Source organism: Microbacterium sp. ZW T6_19 (genome assembly GCF_044987465.1).
GTDB lineage: Bacteria > Actinomycetota > Actinomycetes > Actinomycetales > Microbacteriaceae > Microbacterium > Microbacterium natoriense_A.
Genome location: NZ_JBJDRH010000001.1, coordinates 423789 through 445577 on the forward strand (window position 1 = coordinate 423789; position 21789 = coordinate 445577).

Sequence of the window (21789 nt, forward strand, 5' to 3'; positions counted from 1 at the left end):
ACCGACGCCGATCGTTACGCGCCGACGTGTTCGGTCATGAGGCGACACAGTCGGCGGTTGGCGGCCCCTGACCCGACGGTGTGCTCCTAACGTGGGGACACCCATCTCGACACTCGATGAAACGGAACGATCCCATGTCGCACACGGCACCAGGAGACGACGTCCTCGACAACCCCGCGTGGCATGCGCTCACGGGGCCGCACTCGTCTTTCGCGATCGGCGACGACCTCGTTCGGCGCTACCCCTCGGAGGTCGCGCCGTTCGTCGCGGTCCGCACCTGGGAGCACCCGAGGGTGTGGCAGGCGCTCACCGAACTCGTCGGTCCGGGTGAGGAGATCGGGATATCAGGTGCGGACCCGGATCTTCCCGAGGGGTGGCAGGAGCTCGGTCGTGGTGCGGGCGTGCAGCTCGTGCAGACGGATGCTCTGCGCCCTCGGCCCGACGAGGAGGCGGTGCTGCTGGGCGCCGATGACGTGCCCGAGATGCTCGCGCTGGTGGAGCGCAACCAGCCGGGGCCGTTCCGCCCTCGTACGCACGAGCTCGGTCGCTACGTCGGCATCCGCCGCGAGGGGCGACTGATCGCGATGGCGGGGGAGCGGCTGCATCCGGAGGGATGGACCGAGATCAGCGCGGTCGCCACGGATGCCGAGCACCGCGGGCAGGGCATCGCTTCGAGGCTCGTGCTCGACGTGGCCTTCCACATCCAGCAGCGCGGCGACCGCGCCCTGCTGCACGCGGCGGCGGCGAACGTCGGTGCGATCCGCGTGTACGAGCGTCTCGGTTTCACCCTCCGTCGGCACACCACCTTCCTCGCGGTGCGCACGCCCGTCGACGACCGCGTGCTCGCGGGCTGACAAGACCCTCGCGGGACATGCGTCCTCGTGATCGAAAGGAACCACAGATGACTGAGAAGGTGCACATCGCCGTCGCGCTCGACGGAGCGGGCTGGCACCCTGCCGCATGGCGCGAGCCCACGGCGAGGCCGACCGAGCTCACGACGGCGGGATACTGGCGAGACCTGGTGCGCGCGGCCGACGACGCCGGGGTCGTGTTCGCGACGATCGAAGACGCGCTCACGCTCGAGGGGCGGACCGCAGAGGCAGATGCCGGCATCCGCCGCGACCGCGTGCGCGGACGGCTCGACGCACTGCTCGTCGCGTCGTTCCTCGCGCCGCTCACCCGTCGGATCGGGCTGATCCCCACGGTGACCACGACGCATCCCGAGCCGTTCCACCTGGCGACCGGTCTGCAGACCCTCGATCACGCGAGCCTCGGACGGGCCGGTGCCCGCATCGTCGCCGGTTCCTCTCCGCAGGAGCGGGCGAACTTCGGCCGGCGAGGCGACGGACCCGTCGGGTTCCCCGCCTCCGGCCACGTCGAGGACGACCCCGCGTGGCAGGCGGCGTTCCGCGAGGCCGGAGAGGTCGTCGACGCGATCCGTCGCCTGGCCGACTCCTGGGAGGACGACGCGATCATCCGCGACGTCGAGTCGGGCCGGTTCCTCGATCGGGAACGGGTGCACAACGCCGATTTCGAGGGGGAGTTCTTCTCGATCACCGGCGCCTCTATCGTGCCGCGCTCGCCGCAGGGTCAGCCCCTGATCACCGCCCTGGCACATCAGAGCATCCCGTACCGGTTCGCCGCGGAGCACGCGGACGTGGTGTTCATCACCCCTTGCGGCGCCGAGGAGGCGGCGGTGATCGTCGCCGAGGTCGAGCAGGCCGCCGCCGAGGTGCGTGACGAACCAGAGAGGCTGCGCGTGTTCGCCGACCTTCTCGTGCTGATCGAGGCGACTGAAGCGGCCGCCGTCGAGGCCTGGGATCGCCTGGAGGAACGGGCGCCGCTCGCCACCGATGCCCACATCGCCATCGGCACGGCGGCCACGATCGTCGACGAGATCCGCACCCTCGCCGCGGCCGGAGTCGACGGCATCCGCCTGCGCCCCGCTCGCCTGCCGGCCGATCTCACCGCGATCACCGAGCAGGTGGTCCCCGTGGCCCGCGCCGCCGGCATCCTGCAGGAGGACGACGGCTCGCCCACCCTGCGGCAGCGCCTGGGCCTGCCGCTCCGGTCCAGCCGCTTCGCCGCACAGGAGGTCTCCGCATGAGCCGTCGCATCCACCTCGCCGCGCACTTCCCCGGCGTGAACAACACCACGGTGTGGACCGACCCCACGGCCGGCAGCCAGATCGACTTCTCGTCGTTCCAGTACTTCGCGCGCAACGCAGAGCGGGGGCTGTTCGACTATCTGTTCCTGGCGGAGGGACTGCGCCTCCGCGAGCACCGCGGCCGCATCCACGATCTCGACGTGCTCGGGCGCCCGAACACGCTGGCGGTCCTCGCCGCGCTGGCTGCGGTCACAGAGAACATCGGGCTCGTCGGCACGCTGAGCACCACGTTCAACGAGCCCTACGAGCTCGCCCGCCAACTCGCGACCCTCGACCACCTCTCGAACGGCCGTGCCGGGTGGAACGCCGTGACCAGCTCCGACGCGTTCCACGGGGCGAACTTCCGCCGCGGCGGGTTCCTCGACCACGGCGACCGCTACCGCAGGGCCGCCGAGTTCGCCGAGCTGTCGAAGCGGCTGTGGGCGTCGTGGCGTGACGATGCGATCCTCGCGGATGCCGACACCGGCGAGTTCCTGCGCCGGGACGCGATCGCGCAGGTCGCGCACCGCAGCGACCTGTTCGACATCGACGCGCGGTTCGACGTGCCTCGATCGCCGCAGCATCGCCCGCTCATCGTGCAGGCCGGCGACTCGGCCGACGGCCGCGACTTCGCCACCGCGCACGCCGACGTGATCTTCTCGCTGCACACCGAGTTCGAGGATGCGCAGGAGTTCTATCGCGATGTGAAGGGACGCCTCGCTGCGGTCGGGCGTCAGGAGGACGACCTCAAGATCCTCCCCGCGGCGTCGTTCGTGCTCGGAGACACGCTGGAGGAAGCGCGCGAGCGCTCGCGCGAGATCGCTCTCGCCCAGGTGCGCCCGGAGACGGCGATCACCTACCTCGAGCAGGTCTGGAACCGCGACTTCAGCGGCTATGATCCCGACGGACCGTTGCCCGACGTCGAGCCCGACACCGGCGCCGAGTCGGCGCAGGGCTTCGCGAACCGGCACGCGGCGGTGCGCAGCCGGATCGCCAAGCTCCGCGAGGTCGCCGAAGCCGAGAAGCTCAGCATCCGCGATCTCATCATCCGGCTGACCGCGAACCACACCTTCGTCGGCACGCCTGACCAGGTCGCCGCCGACATCGACCGCTATGTGCAGGAACGGGCGACCGACGGGTTCACTGTCGTCGGCCACCTCACCCCGCACGGTCTCGACGAGTTCACCGACCGGGTCATCCCGCTGCTGCAGGAACGCGGAACGTACCGCACGTCGTACGAGGAGGGTGCCACGCTGCGCGAGACGCTCGGGGTGGCAGGGCAGCCGGTCGCCGTCGAGGCCTAGTCCTGGAGCGCCTTCTCGATCGCGGTCTCCAGGTCGCCCCACGCGGTGAGCTCGAGCAGCTCCCCGTCGATGAAGAACGACGGGGTGCTCTGCACGCCGAGGGCCTCTCCGTCGGATTTGTCGGAGAGGACGCGCTCAAGGGTGGCCGGATCCGCGATCGCCGCGTCGTAGGCGGGCATGTCGAGACCGAGGTCCTCGGCGAGCGTCCGGAACACCTCGGGTGTCTCGGTCGGCTGCCCGCTCCACTGCTGCTGCGTCTCGAACAGGGTGCGGTACATGTCCTCGAAGCGATCCTGCTGGGCCGCGGCCTCCGCAGCGAGCGCGGCTTGGGTGGAGTTGATGTGGCCGGGCAGCGGGAAGTAGCGCACGACGTACGTGATGTCGCCGTCGTGCTTCTCGCGCAGGTCCTCCACGATCGGGAAGAACTGCCCGCACGACGGGCACTCGAAGTCGAGGAACTCGACGAGGGTGACCGCATCCGCTCCTCCCTCGTCGAGGACGTGCGAATCGGGACGGACGGTTTCGCCGTCTCCGGTGGGCTTCTGGGCTTGCTGGTTCATGGCGTAGACGATGGCGGCGAAGGCGAGCAGGACGATGACGGCGATGGTGATGATGACGGCTTTGAACGAGGTCTTCATGGGGTCTCCAGACACAGGGGTGAGTGAATCGGGGCAACGCGGAGCGCCCGGAATCAGGTCCGTGAGAGGGAGAGCTGCGCGAGAGTGAGGGCAGGCGGGAACGTCGTGGGGCCGGCGCGAGGAGAAGCGGATGCGACGGCGTTCCGTCCGAGGCGGAACGCCGTCCGCGGGCTGAGCAGCCGCAGCGCGACCAGCACCAGCAGGAAGACGACGAGCGCGCAGATGCTGACGAGTCCCGCGTCCGGCATGGCGGTGTCGGTCGCCGCGATCTCCTGATGATCGGAGACCGAACTCGCCGAGACGCCCGACGCCAGGCAGAGGGCGGAACCTGCGCGGCTCTCGCCATGGGAGTTCGACCAGGCTCCCACGAGGAGCAGCACGGCGAGACCGAGAGCGATGGCGACCCTGACGATCAGCATCCGCTCGGTCCGGTGCGGGAGCTGCGGGCGAGGCATGATCCGCGCAGTCTAACAACGCGGGGTACGCGGTCCCCGGGCGTCGTGACGCGCCTACACTGAAAGGGTGGCGAGATTGTTGATCGTCGGTGGATTTCTGGCCGCCGTGTTCTGGGTGTTCAGCATCGTCGACTGCGCCGTGCAGCCGGCGACGCGGCACCGCGGCGTGCCCAAGGGCGTGTGGATCGCGATCGTCATCGTCGTCCCGGTGATCGGGGGGATCCTCTGGTTCACGATCGGACGCCGGCGCGCCGGCGACCAGGACGCGCGGCCCTACGCACCCGATGACGACCCCGCGTTCCTGCGGAGCATCGACAAGAAGGAACAGGACGCTCGCATCGCCGAGCTCGAGGCCGAGCTCGCGCGTCTCGAGGACGAGGGCGACGCCCCGGACGCGCGTCCGTGAGGGCTTCTCCGGCGACGGATGCCGCGGCCTCCCTGATCGCAGACCTCATCGCGCACGGCGTGCGCGATCTCGTGCTCTCGCCGGGATCCCGGTCCCAGGCACTCGCCCTCGCGGCGGTGCACTTCCACGGACGCGGCCTGCTCCGGGTGCACGTGCGCATCGACGAGCGGGTCGCCGGCTTCACAGCCCTCGGGCTCTCGCGCGAGACCGGCGCTCCGACGGCCGTCGTCTGCACCTCGGGAACCGCCGTGGCGAACCTGCTCCCTGCCGTGATGGAGGCCTTTCACGCCGGCATCCCGCTGCTGCTCCTCACCGCCGATCGGCCGCCCGAACTGCGCGGTGTCGGGGCGAATCAGGCGACGATCCAACCAGGGGTGTTCACGCCGTTCGTGCGCCTGTCGCTCGACGCGCCCGTGCCGGGCGACGGGGACTGGTCGGGTCTCGCGGCCGGTGCAGTGTCGGTGGCGTGCGGAGCGGATGCCGAGGGCGGCCTGCCCGGCGTCGCCGGCCCCGTGCATCTGAACCTGCCCGCGCGTGAGCCGCTGTCGGGAGCGGTGCCGCTCTTCGAGGTCGAACCCGGCTCCGTGCCCCTGCGCGTCGCCGAGCCAGCGAGGGTGCTCGAGCAGGGACCGCGCACCGTCGTGATCGCCGGGGCTGACGCCGGTGCCGATGCCGAGGAGATCGCGCACCAGGGTTCGTGGCCGCTGATCGCCGAGATCGTGAGCGGGGCGCGCTTCGGACGCCGCGTCGTGCACGGATACCGGGCGCTGCTGAACGACCCCACGCTGGGCGGACGGATCGAACGCGCGGTGGTGCTCGGGCACCCGACCCTCAGCCGCGAAGCGGCCCGCCTGCTCTCCCGCTCCGAGGTCGAGGTGATCGCGGTGCGTCGTGGGGGAGAGGCGCTGGATCTGAACGGACGGACCACGCCCGCGGCATCCGTCTCGGTCGCGCCCGGCGAGGCGGATCGCGAGTGGCTCGGCGCATGGATGGCGGCATCCGCCGCTCTCGCGGTCGACCTCAGCGAGCGTGCTCCGGATGTCGACGGCCTCGCCTCGAAGGACTTCACCGCTCGTCGCGACGCCGTGCAGGTCGAGCTCGAGGCGGTGCGGCGCCCGCTGGACCGCGAATTGCTCGTCGACGCCGTGTGGCGGGCGACGTGGCCGCACGACCGGCTGGTGTTCGGGTCTTCGCGCCTCGTCCGCGTGGCCGACTCGGTGCTCGGCGGCAAGAAGGTGCCCGTCCACGCGAACCGCGGACTCGCCGGCATCGACGGGACCATCGCGACGGCGACCGGCATCGCTGCGGCCTCGCAGGCCGAGGGCGCGCAGGGCATCACCCGGGTGCTGCTCGGAGATCTCGCCTTCCTGCACGACGTCGGCGCACTGCTGCTGCCGCCCGACGAACCGCAGCCCCGGCTGCAGGTGATCGTCGGCAACGACGCTGGCGGCACGATCTTCGACGGCCTCGAGGTCGCCGCATCCGCTCCGCCAGCCGACCTGGATCGCGCCTTCTACACTCCGCATGACGTGCACCTCGAGCATCTCGCTCTCGCCTACGGTTGGGCCTACCACCGCGTGACGACCAGGGCCGCTCTCGATCAGGTGCTCACGACGCCTGCAGCGGGGCGGCAGCTGATCGAGGTGCCGCTGCCGCGCTGACTGGCATGATGTGTGCATGAATGCACATGCCTGGACACGCGAGCTGCAGGTCGGTGAGGGATTCCGTCTCGCCGATGTCGACCCTGAAAGCAAGCCGGGGTTCTCCGGTGGCAAAGCCGAGGGCGCCCGCGCTCTCGCGGCCGGGCTCGACGACCTGAACGAGCTGCAGGAGCGGCTGTTCGCCGAGAGCCGCGCCGGCGTCGCCAAGGACGCGGTGCTTCTCGTGCTGCAGGCGATGGACTCGGCTGGCAAGGGCGGCATCGTGCGTCACGTCGTCGGCGGGGTCGACCCCCAGGGCGTCTCGCTCACCGCGTTCAAGGCGCCGACCGACGAGGAGCGCTCGCACGACTTCCTCTGGCGCATCGCGAAGCGCCTGCCGGAGCCCGGGTTCATCGGGGTGTTCGATCGTTCACACTACGAGGACGTGCTGATCGGACGAGTGCGGGGACTCGCGACGCCGGAGGAGATCGAGGGGCGGTACGCGGCGATCAATCAGTTCGAAGCGGATGCCGCGGCATCCGGCATCCGGATCGTCAAGGTCATGCTGCACATCTCCCGCGACGAGCAGAAGGAACGCCTCATGGAACGGCTCGAGCGGCCGGACAAGCACTGGAAGTACAACCCGGGCGACGTCGACGAGCGGCTGCTGTGGGACGAGTACATGGCCGCGTATCAGACGGTCTTCGAGCGCACCTCGACCGAGGTCGCGCCCTGGCACGTGGTTCCGGCGAACGCCAAGTGGTACGCCCGGCTCGCCGTGCAGGAGCTGCTGCTCGCAGCCCTCGAAGACATCGACCCGCAGTGGCCGAAGGCGGACTTCGACGTGGCGGCCGAGAAGAAGCGCCTCGCCGCCAGCTGAGGCCCGTCGCCCCCGTGGTCGTTGAGCGAGGGAGCGCAGCGACCGAGACGAAACGCGGTTTCAATCCCGTGGCGCGGGCCGGAGAAGCGCGTTTCGTCTCGCTTCGCTCGCTCAACGACCAGTGAGTTCCTAGGCGTCAGGCGAGCGCGTCGACGAGCGGGCGGAACTTCACCCGCGTCTCCAGCAGCTCCGACTCGGGGTCGGACCCGGCGACGATACCCGCACCCGCATAGGCCGTGACCGCGATGTCCTCGGCGCCGGCGGTGAACTGAGCGCAGCGCAGCGCGATGGCCCACTCGCCGTTGCCCGACGCATCCACCCAGCCGACCGGCCCGGCATAGCGGCCACGGTCGAAGGGCTCGAGCTCGCGAATAGCGGCGATCGCCGCAGGGGTCGGGGTGCCGGCGACCGCGGCGGTGGGATGCAGCGCGCCGATCAGGTCGAGCGACGACTCGCCCTCGGCGAGCTCTCCCTCGACATCGGTCGCGAGGTGGAACAGGTTCGGCAGTTTCAGCAGGAAGGGCTGCTCGCTCGCCGCCAGCACACGCGTGTGCGGGCGCAGCGAGGCGAGCACGCTCTGCACGGCGTACTCGTGCTCATCGAGATCCTTCGTGCTCGATGCGAGGTGGGCCGAGGCGACGGTGTCGGCGTCGGCATCCGGTCCGCGGCCGATCGTGCCCGCGAGCACGCGGGCCGTCACCGTGCGGTTCTGCACGGTGACCAGCGTCTCGGGGCTCGCACCGATCAATCCGTCGACCGCGAACGCCCAGGTGTCGGGGTAGCCGCTCGAGAGGGCTCGCACGAGTCGGCGCAGATCGGACCCGGCGGGGATGCTGCCGGTGAGGTCGCGCGCGAGCACCACCTTGCTGAGCTCGCCGTCGGCGATGCGGGAGAGCGCGCCGCGCACCGAGTCCTGATACCCCTGGGGGCTCTGTGCGCCGGGGCCGACGGTTCCCGCCCAGTGCGGGCCGTAGGTCTGCGGATCCGCCACATGCGACGCGTCGGAATCGGAGGAGCGGATGCGGGTCAGCCAGCTGCGCCCGCGGTGGCGCCCGATGACGGTGGAGGGGACGAGGAGCACACTGTCGGCGCTCGAGTCCTCATCGAACGTGAGCGCACCGAATGCGATGAGGCCGGTGCCGGGGAGGCCCAGCGGGTCGTCGATCTCGGCATCCTGCACGAGGCGCTGCCATGCCGAGGCGATGATCGTCGAGCGCGCGGCGTCTTCACCCGGAGGAACCCGGATCTCGGCGACGGTGCCGGAACCCACCGCGACGATGCCGTCGCCGCGGCGCAGCCACGCCAGGGGTACAGCGGGGTCAGCGTACGCCAGAAGGTCTTCGACCGGGTCGATCTCGCGGGTCTCCACGACCAGCCTCGTGCTCACCCTTCCAGCCTACCTTCGAGGCGAGATCGCGATTCCGGCACGGGAACGTACGCTGAAGGCATGAGCGACGGACGTCCCGCACCCGGAACCGAGATGATCACGCAGTGGCGCAAATGGGACGACTCGCCGCACTGGCGGCACGAGTGCGTCTACCTCGGCGCAGACGAGTGGGGCGACTGGATCGGCCAGCCGGTCGGATGGCACAGCGCGCGGCCGGGGCGCGAGTTCACGACCTGGAGCCCCAACGTCACCCTGATCCCCGCCGGCCGACAGGACTACGCGCTCACGGTGAACCGCGATCATCCCAAGGGCATGCGCATCTACATCGACCTGGGGTGGGATGTGCGCTGGTCGGACGATCCGCTGCTCGCGACCGGCGTCGACATGGATCTCGATGTCGTCCGCGTGGTGGGCGAGCGGGGAACCTGGGTCGACGACCGCGACGAGTGGGCGCAGCACAGTGCCGAGTTCGGCTACCCGGCTGACATCATGACCCACCTCGAAGCGCTGGCGCTCGAGCTGGAGCAGCAGGTGCGTGAACAGCTCCCGCCCTTCGACGATGCCACCGCGGATGTCTGGCTCGACCGCTTGGTCGCCCTCGGCCTCGACCGACCCGCCTAGGCGGGGGAGCGCCCAGCGAGGCCCGCCTAGACTGAAGGCGTGACAGAGCCCAATCGCGCAGATCTCGGCAAGGACCCCGCCCGCGTCAGCGGCATGTTCGACCAGGTCGCGGCCGGCTACGACCGCACGAACACGGCCATGACGGTCGGCAATGACGCGCTCTGGCGCGCCGCGACGACGCGCGCCGTCGCCCCGAAGCCGGGGGAGCGCATCCTCGACCTCGGTGCGGGCACGGCCTCGTCGTCGGCCTCCCTCGCCCGCAGCGGCGCCGAGGTCGTCGCGGCCGACTTCTCGCCCGGGATGCTCGCAGAGGGCCAGCGCCGACACGGCGGCATGCGCAATCTGTCGTTCGTCGAAGCGGATGCCACGAACCTCCCCTTCGGGGACGCCGAGTTCGACGCCGTCACGATGTCATACGCGCTGCGCAACGTGAACGACCCGAAGAAGGCGCTGCGCGAGCTCTTCCGCGTCACCAAGCCCGGCGGGCGGCTCGTGATCAACGAGTTCTCGACGCCACCGGGCAAGCTCTTCCGCGGCGCCTACCGGTTCTACAACGCTCAGGTGCTGCCCCGCGTCGCGCGCGTCGCGGGCACGAACGGCGATGCGTACGACTATCTGAACGAGTCCATCCGCGACTGGCCCGACCAGCGCGCTCTGTCGGCATGGATCCGCGAGGCGGGCTGGACCGACGTGGCGTACCGCAACCTGTCCTTCGGCATCGTCGCCCTGCACCGGGCCCGCAAGCCCGAGTGATCGCACCCAGGTAGGCTGGATCCGTGACTTCGAGCCCCATCGCCCCGGGTTCGCGACTGGCGAGCCGTCTCGGCTTCAGCGACCGCATCTTCATCGGCCCGGCCGCGCGCCGCGTCGCCCGCTCCATCGAGGACGGGCTCGAGCTCGTCGAGACGGGGCTCGCCGAGGATGTGCGCGTCGCCGACCCGCTCGCGGACGTCACCAGCCGCTACCTCTACGAGGCCGGAGGCAAGCGCATCCGCCCCGTGCTGACCCTGCTCGCCGCTCAGCTCGGCGAGGGCAACACGGATGCCGTGATCGACATCGCCAAGGCGCTCGAGATCACCCACCTCGGCTCGCTGTATCACGACGATGTGATGGACGGCGCCGATCGGCGCCGCGGCGTTCCCGCCGCGCAGACCGTGTGGGGCAACAACATCGCGATCCTGACGGGCGACATCCTGTTCTCCCGTGCCAGCCAGCTCATGGCCCGTCACGGCGACCGGGCCATCCGCCTGCAGGCCGACACCTTCGAGCGGCTCGTCCTCGGCCAGATGCACGAGACGCTCGGCGCGCAGCCCGGTGACGACGCGATCGGGTTCTACATCCAGGTGCTCGCCGACAAGACCGGCTCGCTGATCGCCGCAGCGACGCAGGCCGGCGTGATCTTCTCGCATGCGCCCAGCGAGTACGAGGAGCCGATGCGGGTCTACGGCGAGAAGATCGGCGTCGCATTCCAGCTCCTCGATGACGTGATCGACCTCTCCGCGAAGCCAGAGGACACCGGCAAGGTGCCGGGCACCGATCTCCGTGCCGGTGTGCCGACCATGCCCTACCTGCTACTGAAGGCCGAGCCCGACGCGGCATCCGCCGAACTCGCGGCGCGCATCGACGACGGAGTCGCGCGCATCGCCGACGGCGCCGACCCCTCGATCCTCGACGGACCGCTCACCGAGCTGCGCGATCACGGCTCGACGCAGAAGACCCTCGAGCTCGCCCTCACCTGGACCCGCGACGCCATCGACGCGCTCGCCCCGCTGCCCAAGGGCACGGTGCGAGAAGCACTCACCCGCTTCGCCGAGTCCTTGGCCGAGCGCTCCCGCTGACCCCATGCCGCCGCGCGCACGCGCAGCGTGAGGAAAGGACCCTCATGACCAAGCTCAGACTCGCCATCGTCGGCGCAGGCCCCGCCGGCATCTACGCCGCCGACATCCTGCTCAAGGCCGAGCGCAAGTTCGACGTGTCGATCGACCTGTTCGAGCAGCTTCCCGCACCCTACGGGCTCGTCCGCTACGGCGTCGCTCCCGACCACCCGCGCATCAAGGGCATCATCACGGCTCTGCGCGACGTGCTCGACCGCGGCGACATCCGCCTGTTCGGCAACGTGCGCTTCGGCGAGGACATCACGCTCGACGATCTCAAGAAGCACTACAACGCGGTGATCTTCGCGACCGGCGCGATCCGCGACACCGCGCTCGACATCCCCGGGATCGACGCGGTCGCCTCCTACGGCGCGGCCGACTACGTCAGCTGGTTCGACGGCCACCCTGACGTGCCGCGCGAGTGGCCGCTCGACGCCGAATCCGTGGGCGTGCTGGGCAACGGCAACGTGGCCCTCGATGTCGCGCGGATGCTCGCGAAGCACGCGGAGGATCTGCTTGTCACCGAGGTGCCCGAGAACGTGTACGAGGGGCTCTTGGCGAGCCGGATCACCGATGTGCACGTGTTCGGTCGACGTGGGCCGGCTCAGGTGAAGTTCACCCCGCTGGAGCTGCGCGAGCTCGGCGAACTGCGCGACGTCGACATGGTCGTGTACGACGAGGATTTCGACTACGACGAGGCATCGAAGGATGCCGTCGCCAGCAACAAACAGGTCATGGTCATCGATCGCGTGCTGCAGTCGTGGCGCAAGCGCGACTCCGTGAACAACGCGGGCGGTACGGCATCCCGTCGACTGCACCTGCACTTCTGGGCGCGTCCGGTCGAGGTCCGCACCGACGAGAGCGGCCGGGTCGCAGCCCTCGTCTACGAGCGCACACAGCCCGACGGCCAGGGCGGCGCGATCGGCACGGGCGAGCTGCGCGAGGTCCCGATGCAGGCGCTCTACCGTGCCATCGGCTACTTCGGTTCGCCGCTGCCCGGTGTGCCGTTCGACAAGAAGCACGGCGTGATCCCCAACCGCGAGGGCCAGGTGCTCGCGAAGGACTCGAACCAGCGCGTTCCCGGCATCTACGCGACCGGCTGGATCAAGCGCGGACCGGTCGGCCTCATCGGCCACACCAAGTCCGACGCCATGGAGACCGTCCGTCACATCATCAACGACCAGGGCTCCTGGTGGCAGCCTGAAGATCCCTCCGAGGACTCCGTGACGGCGCTCCTGGAGGAGCGTGGTGTGAAGTGGACCGACCTCGAGGGCTGGCACCGACTCGACGAGCACGAGATCGCGCTGGGCGCCCCACAGGAGCGCGCACGGGTCAAGGTCGTCCCGCGCGACGTGATGGTGCGGGTCTCCCGCGGGGAGTGATCGTCATCTGATCGTTGTCCGGTTTCGAAGATTCATCGCGGACCGGCTTCTAGGCTGAGCGCATGCAACGGCGCCCTCCCTCTCTGGTCCTCGGTGCAGCCATGATCCTGCTGCTCACGAGCTGTGCTCCGTCTCCGGAGCCCATCCCCACGCGCACGCCTGTCGTGGAGGGCTCGCAGAGCCCGACGCCGTCTCCCGAGCCCGCCGTGGAACCCGAGCCGGCGTTCGACGTCGATTGCGATGACGTCGACGCTGCGCTCGCGGGTGTCATCGGCGAATCGACGACGCCCGTGCGGCCCGTGATGTCGCTGATATCCACGATGAACTGGATACCCGGGCCCGCACAGCACATGTTCCAGCGCGCCGGAGGCATCGCCTGCTCGGCCGGCGACGACTCGGCGTCCTGGGAGGTGCTGCTCGTCCCGGGTGCCGACGCGGTGATCGCGGGCGCGAGCGAGAGACTGGGGTACTGGGGCGAACGGGCGAGTTGTGAGGAGGGCGGCTATTGCCACTTCGAGTTCCCGGACGGCCAGGTGCTGCTGTCTGCGACTCTCCACGACCCGAAACTCGAGGGGGCGGACGCTGCGAAGATCGAAGAGGCTCTACGCACTCTCCTCGCGGAGGCAGCTGCGAGCGTCCACGAGTTCGCGCTCGGCGACAGCGACATCGTCGGGACGCGGTGCGAGCGATTCATCACGACTGCGGAGCTCTCTCAGCTTCTAGGCACCGAGGTCGAGGAGTTCACCGACTTCGGTGGGTGGGGCGTCCCCGCGGAGGTCTACAGCGTCGTGAACGGATCGGTGCACTGCCTGTACACGTCGCCCGGGTCGGGCTACGAGGTCGACATCTTCCTGCAGGTCACCACGCTCCCCGCTGGGGCCTGGGCCTTCGAGGAGCAGGAAGGTGAGGTGGTCGTCGTCGAGGGCACCAATGCCGCGATCGCGAGCAAGGGCGAGCACGGTGAGAGCATCCTCGACGTGCTCATCGGTCCGGATTGGATCCGTTTCATGACGTTCGACAACGGATCGGGCGCTGTGGATCCTGTTCCGCTTGCGACCGTGATCGTTCGCAACCTCACGATCGGGCACACCGCACCGCAGTGAGGCCGGAGTCTTCGGCTAGCCTGGCCGCATGTCTGAGTGGATCCCCGACGTCCTCGGCGACGAGTTCGCGCAGCGGACGCTCGAGCTCGCAGACGATCACGAAGGCCCGGTGGTCGCGACGCTGGTCAGGGCGCTGCCGACTGAGTCCGGCTGGTGGGACAGACCTTTCGGCAGGTTCAGGAACCCGTTGAGAAGGCGGCGCCCGCTCGACGATGTCGACGTGCTGTATGTGCACGGCTGGTCGGACTACTTCTTCCAGAAGCGCCTCGCCCGCTTCTGGACAGCGCGCGGTGCGCGGTTCTTCGCTCTCGACCTGCGCAAGTACGGCCGCAGCCTGCGTCAGGGGCAGACGCCCGGCTACATCACTGATCTCTCCACCTACGACGAGGACATCGAAGCGGCTCTCGTGGCGATGGGCCGCGGCTCCGAAGGGACGGCATCCGGCCGTCGTCTTGTCCTGCTCGGGCACTCGACCGGCGGACTCACGCTGAGCCTGTGGGCCTCGCGGCACCCTGGCGCCGCCGATGCCGTCATCCTGAACAGTCCGTGGCTGGAGTTCCAGGTGGCGTCGGTCCGTCCGCTGATCACGCCGATGGCCGAACTTCAGGCGCGGCTGCGTCCTCTCGAGGCCGCACCACAGGTCGATCTCGGCTTCTACACGCGGGCACAGCAGGAAGTCGCCGATCCCGACGATCCGGTGGACGTGAATCTGGCCTGGCGCCCGGTGCAGACCATGGCGGTGCACGCCGGGTGGTTCCGCGCCATCCTGGCCGGGCACGCGAAAGTCGCGGCCGGCCTCTCGATCGCCGTGCCGGTGTGCGTGCTGTTGTCGGCGCGCTCCGCGACACCGACCCGATGGTCGGCCGATCTCACGTCGGCCGACACCGTGCTGGTCGTCGACGACATCGCCAAGGCGGCGCTGAAACTCGGTCCGACCGTGACGGTCGAGCGCATCGACGGCGCCCTTCACGACGTGTTCCTCTCACGGCACGAGGCCCGCGAGGAGGCCTACGCGAGGCTCGACCGCTGGGTGCGCGGGTGGGCGGCGGCCGATCAGACGTAGTGCATCGCGCGGGCGAGAAGCTCGGCCCGGTCGCCATCGCCGTCGAGAACGGCGTCGCGGAAGTCGCGATAGATCTGCTGCATCCGCTGCCGGTCGTCCTCCGGGACATCCCAGTCCCGGAGATTGCGGAACAGTGTGATGCCGGCGTCTTGGATCAGGGATCGCTGCTGCGCATTGTCGCAGCGATCGCTGAGATAAGAGAAAACCGCCCAACGAGTGCGGGAGATGTCGCTTCCGCCCTGCGCCGCGTACATCTCCTCCACGAGTCCGGCGAGATGCACGCGCTCGGCATCGTCGACCCTGGCAAGTCCCATGCGCGTGGTCACTCCCGCCTGGTAGCCGGCGAACTCCAGCGTCTGCGCGACGACCTCGGGTGTGACCGCCGTGACCTCGGTGTACCGGCTCGGGTACATCGTCACCATGCCCAGGCGCTCCAGGCGCTGCAGCGCCTCGCGGACCGGCGTCCTCGACACGTGCAGCTCGTCCGCCACTTCGACGTCGCGGATGCGCTGCCCAGGCGCGAGTGTGCCGTCGACGATCTGCGACGCGATATGCGCGAAGACCTCCTCGGCGAGCAGCTGCTTCGTCTCGCCGCGCCCGGACCCCAGTCCTCTTCTATTCATGGATCGCCCCCAGTTGCATGTCCATATCCGGGTTCCCCATGAATCGCCCGGATGGCAACTACATCACGAAGTGCGCTGCATTGCCAACACGAGTCCTGCGGCAGGGGATTTCCCAGATGGTTCGTAATAAATGTTTCCGTGGTCGGCGAGCGTAGGGGGCGCCCGCCGACCATGGTCGATGCATTGCACGGAGCTGTCAGCCGGCCCGGTCCCCACAAGGCGTGAACCGCGATCAGAGATCGCAGCGCTGAGCCGACAGCGCATCATGCACGAGACACATCGTCTGTCGCTCCGGATGCGACGTACCCAGTCTTTCCGAACTAAACCCGTATATCAGTATTCGATCGCAGGTGGGGAAAACGAGAACCGGCCGGATGCCGCGGACTGTTCCCGCGGCATCCGGCCGGTTTCCCTGCCGATCGAGCCCGCCTCAGCGGTAGTTGATGAACTGCAGATCGATGTCGAGATCGCTGCCCTTCAGCAATGCGATCACCGCCTGCAGGTCGTCGCGGCTCTTGGACTGCACGCGCAGCTCGTCGCCCTGGATCTGGCTCTTCACGCCTTTGGGGCCCTCGTCGCGGATGAGCTTGCCGATCTTCTTCGCGTTTTCGGAGGAGATGCCGTCCTTGAGGCTCGAGACGATGCGGAACTCCTTGCCGCTGGCGAAGGGCTCGCCCGAGTCGAGGCTCTTCAGGGAGATGCCGCGCTTGATGAGCTTCGACTGGAACACGTCGAGCACCGCCTTCGCGCGCTCCTCGGTGTTCGCGATGATCAGCACCTGCTCGCCGCTCCACGCGATCGACGCACCGGTGCCCTTGAAGTCGTAGCGCTGCTCGATCTCCTTGTGGGCCTGATTCAGGGCGTTCTCTGCCTCTTGGTGATCCACTTTCGAGACGATGTCAAAGGAACTGTCAGCCATGGCAAAAGTCTAGCGACCCGCCCATTTCCGCGCAGTCTTGGAAGCGCTTTCACCTTGTTGCATGTACTCGCATGCGGTCACAGTCTGGTATCGACACGGACTTCCATTGCGCATCAGGCTGATGTCGGTGCATACTGTAAGCGCTTGCAGTCCTGCAGGCCACACGCACTGAGAGAGGCTCACACCAATGAAGGTGAACAAGAGGGGCATCGCCGCCTTCGGCGCGATCGCCATGGTTTCGACTCTGACGCTCGCCGGCTGCTCCACCGGGAGCAGCGACGACGACTCGAAGGGCGACGACGCCGCCAGCGCCCTGACCGTCTGGGTCGACTCCGAGCGCGTCGACGCGCTGCAGGGCGCCGCTGACTCCTACGAGGAGAAGACCGGTGTGAAGGTCGAACTCGTCGGCAAGTCCGTCGACGACATGAAGGACGACTTCATCCAGCAGGTCCCGACCGGCAAGGGCCCCGACATCGTCATGGGCGCGCACGACTGGCTGGGCGAGCTGTCCACCAACGGCGTCGTCGCGCCTCTCGAACTCGGCGACTCGGCGTCCGACTACCTCCCGGTCGCGCTCCAGGCCGCGACCTACGACGGCACCGTCTACATGCTTCCTTACGCGGTCGAGAACATCGCCGTGCTGCGCAACGCCGACCTCGTTCCGGCGGCCGCCACGAGCTTCGACGACATGATCTCCAAGGGCAAGTTCGTCGTCGAACAGGGTGCAGAGGGCAACCCATACCACCTGTATCCGTTCCAGACCGCATTCGGCGCCCCCGTCTTCGGCACCGACGACTCGGGCAGCTACGACTCGGCTGACCTGCAGCTCGGCAGCGAGGGCGGCTTCGCCTTCGCCGACTGGCTCGCCGCCCAGGGCAAGAACGGCACCGGAAACCTGAACACCGACGTCGACGGCGAGATCGCCAAGCAACAGTTCCTCGACGGCACGGCGGCCTTCTGGCTGACCGGTCCGTGGAACGTCGGCGCCGCAGTCGACGCGGGCATCAACGTGGCGATCGACCCCGTCCCCAGCCCCACCGGTGAGACCGCGTCGCCGTTCGCCGGCGTCAAGGGCTTCTTCGTCAGCGCCGAGTCCAAGAACAAGGTCGCTGCGAACGACTTCCTGGTGAACTACATCGGCACGAAGGACGTCCAGCTCGAGCTGTTCAAGGCCGGCAACGTCCTGCCCGCGCTCACGGCTGCTGCAGACGAGGCTGCCTCCGACCCGATCATCGCCGGCTTCCAGGCTGTCGGCGCCGACGCCGTTCCGATGCCGGCCATCCCGGCCATGGGCTCGGTGTGGCAGTTCTGGGGCGTGGCCGAGGCCGCGATCATCAACGGTGCGGACCCGAAGACGACGTGGCAGAAGCTCGTCGACGACGTGACCGCGGCCATCAAGTAAGACACCACCAGCACCATCCTGCCGGGGCGGACGCAGCCGTCCGCCCCGGCAGCTCCACGACGGGGACGAGATGACAGACACCGCCGAGCCCACGGCTCCTCCGACCAAGCGCCAGCGTCAGGCCGCGAAGATCGCCGAAGCGGCATCCGCGCCGATCGGCTGGACTCTGCTGAAGATCCTGCTGCTCGCCGTCGTCGACGCGATCGCGCTGTACGCGGCGTACGTGCTCTTCACGCATCAGGAGTGGCTGATCCTCGGCGTCGTCGTCGTGGTCGCCGTGCTCGTCAACTGGATCTACTTCTCCCGCAAGATGATCCCGGCGAAGTACCTCACGCCCGGCATCATCTTCCTCGTGATCTTCCAGGTGTTCACCCTGCTCTACACGGGGTACATCGGCTTCACCAACTACGGCACCGGACACAACGGCACCAAGGATCAGGCGATCTCCTCGCTGCTCGCGTCTGCACAGGAGCGCGTCGAGGACTCGCCGACATACCCCGTGACCGTCGTCGAGCAGTTCGGCACCTACGGCCTTCTCGTCACCGACCCCGACTCCGGTGACGCCCTGCTCGGCACCGCGGAACAGCCTCTGCAGGAGGTCGACGCCGACTTCGAGGGCGGTCAGGCGGTCGCCACCGATGGATGGACCACGCTTCCGCTCGCCAAGGTGTTCACGCTGTCGGCCGAGCTCGAGAAGCTGTCGGTGCCCTTCAGCGACGACCCCAACGACGGCAGCCTTCGCGCCCCTGACGGTCAGAAGGGGTACCTGTACATCTCGACGCTCGAGTACGACGCGGATGCCGACACCATCACCGACTCCGACACGGGCACCGTGTACTCGGACCTCGGCACCGGAGCCTTCACCGCCGACGACGGCGAGCAGCTGCTGCCCGGCTGGCAGACGACGGTCGGCTTCGACAACTTCGTGCGCGCGGTCAGCGACGAGTCCATCCGCGGCCCGCTGATCTCCGTGACGATCTGGACGTTCGTGTTCGCCCTCGTCTCCGTCGCCTCCACCTTCTTCCTCGGCCTGCTGCTCGCCCTGGTCTTCAACAACACGAGGATGCGGTTCCGCAACGGCTACCGGATCATCCTGATCCTGCCCTACGCGTTCCCCGCCTTCCTCTCCGCCCTCGTCTGGGCCGGCATGATGAACGAAAGCTTCGGGTTCATCAACCAGGTGATCTTCGGCGGCGCCGAGATCCCGTGGCTCACGGATCCGACGCTCGCGAAGGTGTCGGTGCTGATCGTGAACCTGTGGCTCGGCTTCCCCTACATGTTCCTCGTGTGCATGGGCGCGCTGCAGGGCATCCCCTCCGAGGTCAACGAGGCGGCCGTCATGGACGGCGCGAACCCGTGGCAGATCTTCCGCCGCATCAAGCTGCCGCTGCTGCTGGTGACGGTCGCGCCCCTGCTGATCTCGTCGTTCGCGTTCAACTTCAACAACTTCAACCTGATCTACATGCTCACCAACGGCGGACCCCGTTTCGACGACGTGAACATCCCGGTCGGGCACACCGACATCCTCATCTCGATGGTCTACAAGGTGGCCTTCACCGGCCAGAACCGCGATTACGGTCTGGCCTCCGCCTTCACCATCCTGATCTTCATCGTGGTGGCGACGATCTCGATCATCAGCTTCCGCAAGACCAAGGCACTCGAGGAGCTGAACTGATGAGCACCGCCCACACCGTCACGAACGAGCAGCTCCTCGCCCCGCGCAAGCGCAGTTTCGGACAGTGGTTCGCCGACACCGGATGGCGTCACCTCGTCGCCATCGTGGTCAGCGCGTTCGCGCTGTTCCCCCTGCTGTACGTGCTGTCGGCCTCGCTGAACCCGCGGGGCACGTTGACCGGGTCGAACCAGCTGTTCTCGGCCATCGGCATCGACAGCTACGTGCGCATCCTCAGCGACCCGCAGAACCCCTACGGCCTGTGGTTCCTGAACACGCTCCTGATCGCGGTGATCACGGGTGCGTCGACCGTGTTCATCGGCGCGCTTGCCGCGTACGCGTTCTCGCGCATGCGGTTCACGGGCCGTCGTGTCGGACTCGTGACGATCGTCGTCGTGCAGATGTTCCCGCAGCTGCTCGCGGTCGTGGCGATCTTCCTGCTCATGACCACGCTGGGCGACTGGTTCCCGGCCATCGGCCTGAACACGCACACCGGCCTCATCCTCGTGTACCTCGGTGGAGCGCTGGGCGTGAACACCTACCTGATGTACGGCTTCTTCAACACGCTGCCGATCGAGCTCGACGAGGCGGCGCGCATCGACGGTGCGGGTCACGCGCGCATCTTCTTCACGATGATCCTGCCGCTGGTCGCACCGATCCTGGCGGTCGTGGCGCTGCTGTCGTTCATCGGAACCGTGAACGAGTACGTGATCGCGAGCATCATGCTCGTCGACGTCGACAAGCAGACCCTTGTGGTCGGGCTCACGAAGCTCGTCGCGAACCCGCGTTACGCGGACTGGTCGGCGTTCTCGGCCGGCGCGGTGATGGCGGCCGTCCCGGTCATGATCCTGTTCCTGTTCCTGCAGAAGTACATCGTCGGCGGGCTGACCGCCGGCGCGACCAAGGGCTGATCTCCGCGATCGCGGTCAGTCGTCGCCTGCCGGCTTCGACTGGCCGCCGCTGACGGTGTCGAGAACCTCGTCCTGCACGCGCTCGAGCACGAGTCGCAATGCGCCGTCGAGCACCGGGTTGCCGTCCAGGCTCGACAGCAGCACCGGAGGGCGGGCGACGACGGTCGCGTGCAGGTGATGCTGCACCAGGCTGCGCAGCCGCTCGCCGCCGGCCAGCGCGATGTCGCCGGCGAGCACGATGAGATCGGGATCCACGATCGCGACGACGGCCGAGAGGCCGAGGGCCAGCCGTGAGGCGATCTCGTCGAGGGCGGATGCTGCGCCGTCGCCGCCGGCGGCGACCGCCTCTGTCATGGCCTGGACCGCAGTGTCGGCCGAGAACCCGTGCTCGGCCAGCACGCGGCCGAGCGCAGGTGCGCCGGCGAGCGCCTGCATGCCGCTCGCCCCGAACTCGTTCGTCTCCTGCGGCACGGGCGCGCCGGGCACCGGCAGCTCGGCGATCTCGCCGGCCCCGCCCGTGAGGCCGCGATGAACGCGTCCTCCGAACATCAGCCCCATGCCGATGCCGTCCGACACCCACAGTTCGACGAAGCTGTCGTCGCGGGTCGCGACACCGTGCGCACGTTCGGCGATCGCGACAAGGTTCACGTCGTTCTCGATGTCGACGGGAGCGCCGACGCTGTCCTGCAGGGCGACGGTGAGTCCCGGCCGCTGCCAACCGGGCAGATGCGCGGCGAAGCGCAGGCGGTCGGATGTCGGATCGATCGCGCCCTGGATGCCGATGACGACTCTGCGGACAGCGGTTGCGGCGATGCCGGCATCCGCGCACGCGCCGGTCAAGGCGCGCTGCACCTGCGCGGCGGGGTCGACCTCGACACCGTCCTGCGTGTCGAGGGAGAAAGTGCCGATCACCGAGCCCGCGAAGTCGATCACGACGGCCTCCGTGCGCTCCGGAGTGACATCCATGGCGGCGGCGTACGCCGCGGTCTCGTTCGCGCTGAACAGTTCGGCCGCGCGTCCGACGGCCCCGTCGCGATTGCCGTCGCTTTTGACGAGGCCGCTCTCGCGGAGCTGTGTCAGCAGGTGCGAGGCCGTGGGCTTCGACACCGCGAGCAGGGCCGCGATCTCGGGACGGCTCAAGGGACCGCGGTCGAGAAGCAGCCGCAGGGCGGCACGGGCGTTGATGGCTCGGACGACGCTGGTTCCGGTCGGGGGAGTGGGCACGATGTCCTCGATGTCTCATGGTCGGGTACTCCGCATGCTACAGACCTGCAGCGCAGATGAACGGCAGGAGAACCGCGCCATCCGCCCATTGCGTGACGGACGTTCCTCCGGTATAACTCTTCGTAAAGAATCTTTCCTA

21 protein-coding genes are annotated in these 21789 nt (G+C 68.6%); 15 read left to right on the forward strand and 6 right to left on the reverse strand.

Features of this window, described 5'->3' with window-relative positions; translation table 11 throughout:
• Positions 1-134 precede the first annotated feature (134 nt).
• From ACI3KT_RS01810 to ACI3KT_RS01820, 3 genes are read left to right on the forward strand one after another with little or no spacing between them, the layout of a single operon-like run.
• Positions 135-854, forward strand: coding sequence for a GNAT family N-acetyltransferase (locus ACI3KT_RS01810; RefSeq protein ID WP_292908642.1), 720 nt, complete (start codon positions 135-137; stop codon positions 852-854).
• A gap of 47 nt (positions 855-901) precedes the next feature.
• Entirely contained in the window at positions 902-2107 is a 1206-nt protein-coding gene (locus ACI3KT_RS01815; protein ID WP_404902213.1) for an LLM class flavin-dependent oxidoreductase, read from the forward strand.
• On the forward strand, positions 2104-3450 hold the full coding sequence (locus ACI3KT_RS01820; RefSeq protein ID WP_404902216.1) for an NtaA/DmoA family FMN-dependent monooxygenase: 1347 nt from the start codon (positions 2104-2106) through the stop codon (positions 3448-3450). Before ACI3KT_RS01815 ends, ACI3KT_RS01820 begins: the two co-directional genes overlap by 4 nt.
• Here ACI3KT_RS01820 and ACI3KT_RS01825 read toward each other — a convergent pair.
• Entirely contained in the window at positions 3447-4088 is a 642-nt protein-coding gene (locus tag ACI3KT_RS01825) for a DsbA family protein (RefSeq protein ID WP_404902218.1), read from the reverse strand. The two genes, ACI3KT_RS01820 and ACI3KT_RS01825, sit on opposite strands and share 4 nt — an antisense overlap.
• A gap of 53 nt (positions 4089-4141) precedes the next feature.
• Positions 4142-4543, reverse strand: a complete 402-nt coding sequence (locus ACI3KT_RS01830; RefSeq protein ID WP_404902220.1) for a hypothetical protein — start codon at positions 4541-4543, stop codon at positions 4142-4144.
• Positions 4544-4610: 67 nt separating this feature from the next.
• Between ACI3KT_RS01830 and ACI3KT_RS01835 the strand changes: the two genes are divergently transcribed.
• The 3 genes from ACI3KT_RS01835 to ACI3KT_RS01845 are packed head-to-tail and all read left to right on the forward strand — an operon-like array spanning position 4611 to position 7469.
• On the forward strand, positions 4611-4949 hold the full coding sequence (locus tag ACI3KT_RS01835) for a PLDc N-terminal domain-containing protein (protein WP_292908636.1): 339 nt from the start codon (positions 4611-4613) through the stop codon (positions 4947-4949).
• Complete coding sequence (gene menD / locus ACI3KT_RS01840; protein ID WP_404902221.1) at positions 4946-6610, forward strand: 2-succinyl-5-enolpyruvyl-6-hydroxy-3-cyclohexene-1-carboxylic-acid synthase; 1665 nt, start codon at positions 4946-4948, stop codon at positions 6608-6610. The genes ACI3KT_RS01835 and menD overlap by 4 nt, the downstream gene beginning before the upstream one ends.
• A 16-nt stretch (positions 6611-6626) precedes the next feature.
• A complete protein-coding gene (locus tag ACI3KT_RS01845) occupies positions 6627-7469 on the forward strand; it encodes a PPK2 family polyphosphate kinase (protein ID WP_404902222.1) in 843 nt (280 codons plus the stop codon).
• 136 nt (positions 7470-7605) lie between these two features.
• Here the strand turns inward: ACI3KT_RS01845 and ACI3KT_RS01850 are convergent, their stop codons facing one another.
• A complete protein-coding gene (locus tag ACI3KT_RS01850; protein ID WP_404902223.1) occupies positions 7606-8856 on the reverse strand; it encodes an isochorismate synthase MenF in 1251 nt (416 codons plus the stop codon).
• A 60-nt stretch (positions 8857-8916) separates the two neighbouring features.
• Between ACI3KT_RS01850 and ACI3KT_RS01855 the strand changes: the two genes are divergently transcribed.
• From ACI3KT_RS01855 to ACI3KT_RS01880, 6 genes are all read left to right on the forward strand, one after another.
• Entirely contained in the window at positions 8917-9477 is a 561-nt protein-coding gene (locus tag ACI3KT_RS01855) for a hypothetical protein (RefSeq protein WP_307298640.1), read from the forward strand.
• 93 nt (positions 9478-9570) lie between these two features.
• Positions 9571-10230, forward strand: a complete 660-nt coding sequence (locus ACI3KT_RS01860) for a ubiquinone/menaquinone biosynthesis methyltransferase (protein WP_373426337.1) — start codon at positions 9571-9573, stop codon at positions 10228-10230.
• Positions 10231-10253: 23 nt separating this feature from the next.
• Positions 10254-11315, forward strand: coding sequence for a polyprenyl synthetase family protein (locus ACI3KT_RS01865; protein ID WP_404902225.1), 1062 nt, complete (start codon positions 10254-10256; stop codon positions 11313-11315).
• A 44-nt stretch (positions 11316-11359) separates the two neighbouring features.
• A complete protein-coding gene (locus ACI3KT_RS01870) occupies positions 11360-12733 on the forward strand; it encodes an FAD-dependent oxidoreductase (protein ID WP_404902228.1) in 1374 nt (457 codons plus the stop codon).
• Positions 12734-12795: 62 nt separating this feature from the next.
• The gene (locus ACI3KT_RS01875) at positions 12796-13836 is read left to right on the forward strand and encodes a hypothetical protein (protein WP_404902230.1); all 1041 of its coding nucleotides are present in this window, start codon (positions 12796-12798) and stop codon (positions 13834-13836) included.
• A 28-nt stretch (positions 13837-13864) separates the two neighbouring features.
• A complete protein-coding gene (locus ACI3KT_RS01880; RefSeq protein ID WP_404902231.1) occupies positions 13865-14899 on the forward strand; it encodes an alpha/beta hydrolase in 1035 nt (344 codons plus the stop codon).
• On the opposite strand, the gene ACI3KT_RS01885 is transcribed toward ACI3KT_RS01880, so the two are convergent.
• Positions 14890-15522, reverse strand: coding sequence for a GntR family transcriptional regulator (locus ACI3KT_RS01885; protein WP_292908733.1), 633 nt, complete (start codon positions 15520-15522; stop codon positions 14890-14892). The two genes, ACI3KT_RS01880 and ACI3KT_RS01885, sit on opposite strands and share 10 nt — an antisense overlap.
• A 430-nt stretch (positions 15523-15952) precedes the next feature.
• Positions 15953-16441, reverse strand: coding sequence for a YajQ family cyclic di-GMP-binding protein (locus ACI3KT_RS01890; protein ID WP_307298631.1), 489 nt, complete (start codon positions 16439-16441; stop codon positions 15953-15955).
• A gap of 187 nt (positions 16442-16628) precedes the next feature.
• Here ACI3KT_RS01890 and ACI3KT_RS01895 point away from each other — a divergent pair, with 187 nt between their 5' ends.
• The 3 genes from ACI3KT_RS01895 (at position 16629) to ACI3KT_RS01905 (ending at position 20426) form a co-directional block, all read left to right on the forward strand.
• Positions 16629-17843 carry a maltose ABC transporter substrate-binding protein gene (locus tag ACI3KT_RS01895; protein WP_292908621.1) on the forward strand — a complete coding sequence of 405 codons (1215 nt, stop codon included), beginning with the start codon at positions 16629-16631 and terminating at the stop codon, positions 17841-17843.
• A gap of 70 nt (positions 17844-17913) precedes the next feature.
• Complete coding sequence (locus ACI3KT_RS01900) at positions 17914-19518, forward strand: ABC transporter permease subunit (RefSeq protein WP_292908619.1); 1605 nt, start codon at positions 17914-17916, stop codon at positions 19516-19518.
• On the forward strand, positions 19518-20426 hold the full coding sequence (locus tag ACI3KT_RS01905; protein WP_404902233.1) for a sugar ABC transporter permease: 909 nt from the start codon (positions 19518-19520) through the stop codon (positions 20424-20426). The genes ACI3KT_RS01900 and ACI3KT_RS01905 overlap by 1 nt, the downstream gene beginning before the upstream one ends.
• 15 nt (positions 20427-20441) lie before the next feature.
• Here the strand turns inward: ACI3KT_RS01905 and ACI3KT_RS01910 are convergent, their stop codons facing one another.
• The gene (locus tag ACI3KT_RS01910; RefSeq protein WP_404902235.1) at positions 20442-21650 is read right to left on the reverse strand and encodes an ROK family transcriptional regulator; all 1209 of its coding nucleotides are present in this window, start codon (positions 21648-21650) and stop codon (positions 20442-20444) included.
• Between the last annotated feature and the right edge of the window lie 139 nt (positions 21651-21789).

Coding starts and splice junctions, on each gene's coding strand:
- ACI3KT_RS01815 (WP_404902213.1), top strand. CDS start 902: ATGACTGAGAAGGTGCACATCGCCGTCGCGCTCGACGGAGCGGGCTGG.
- ACI3KT_RS01875 (WP_404902230.1), top strand. CDS start 12,796: ATGCAACGGCGCCCTCCCTCTCTGGTCCTCGGTGCAGCCATGATCCTG.
- ACI3KT_RS01885 (WP_292908733.1), bottom strand. CDS start 15,522: ATGAATAGAAGAGGACTGGGGTCCGGGCGCGGCGAGACGAAGCAGCTG.
- ACI3KT_RS01830 (WP_404902220.1), bottom strand. CDS start 4,543: ATGCCTCGCCCGCAGCTCCCGCACCGGACCGAGCGGATGCTGATCGTC.
- ACI3KT_RS01810 (WP_292908642.1), top strand. CDS start 135: ATGTCGCACACGGCACCAGGAGACGACGTCCTCGACAACCCCGCGTGG.
- ACI3KT_RS01845 (WP_404902222.1), top strand. CDS start 6,627: ATGAATGCACATGCCTGGACACGCGAGCTGCAGGTCGGTGAGGGATTC.
- ACI3KT_RS01855 (WP_307298640.1), top strand. CDS start 8,917: ATGAGCGACGGACGTCCCGCACCCGGAACCGAGATGATCACGCAGTGG.
- ACI3KT_RS01820 (WP_404902216.1), top strand. CDS start 2,104: ATGAGCCGTCGCATCCACCTCGCCGCGCACTTCCCCGGCGTGAACAAC.
- ACI3KT_RS01880 (WP_404902231.1), top strand. CDS start 13,865: ATGTCTGAGTGGATCCCCGACGTCCTCGGCGACGAGTTCGCGCAGCGG.
- ACI3KT_RS01895 (WP_292908621.1), top strand. CDS start 16,629: ATGAAGGTGAACAAGAGGGGCATCGCCGCCTTCGGCGCGATCGCCATG.
- ACI3KT_RS01900 (WP_292908619.1), top strand. CDS start 17,914: ATGACAGACACCGCCGAGCCCACGGCTCCTCCGACCAAGCGCCAGCGT.
- ACI3KT_RS01890 (WP_307298631.1), bottom strand. CDS start 16,441: ATGGCTGACAGTTCCTTTGACATCGTCTCGAAAGTGGATCACCAAGAG.
- ACI3KT_RS01825 (WP_404902218.1), bottom strand. CDS start 4,088: ATGAAGACCTCGTTCAAAGCCGTCATCATCACCATCGCCGTCATCGTC.
- ACI3KT_RS01860 (WP_373426337.1), top strand. CDS start 9,571: ATGTTCGACCAGGTCGCGGCCGGCTACGACCGCACGAACACGGCCATG.
- ACI3KT_RS01870 (WP_404902228.1), top strand. CDS start 11,360: ATGACCAAGCTCAGACTCGCCATCGTCGGCGCAGGCCCCGCCGGCATC.
- ACI3KT_RS01905 (WP_404902233.1), top strand. CDS start 19,518: ATGAGCACCGCCCACACCGTCACGAACGAGCAGCTCCTCGCCCCGCGC.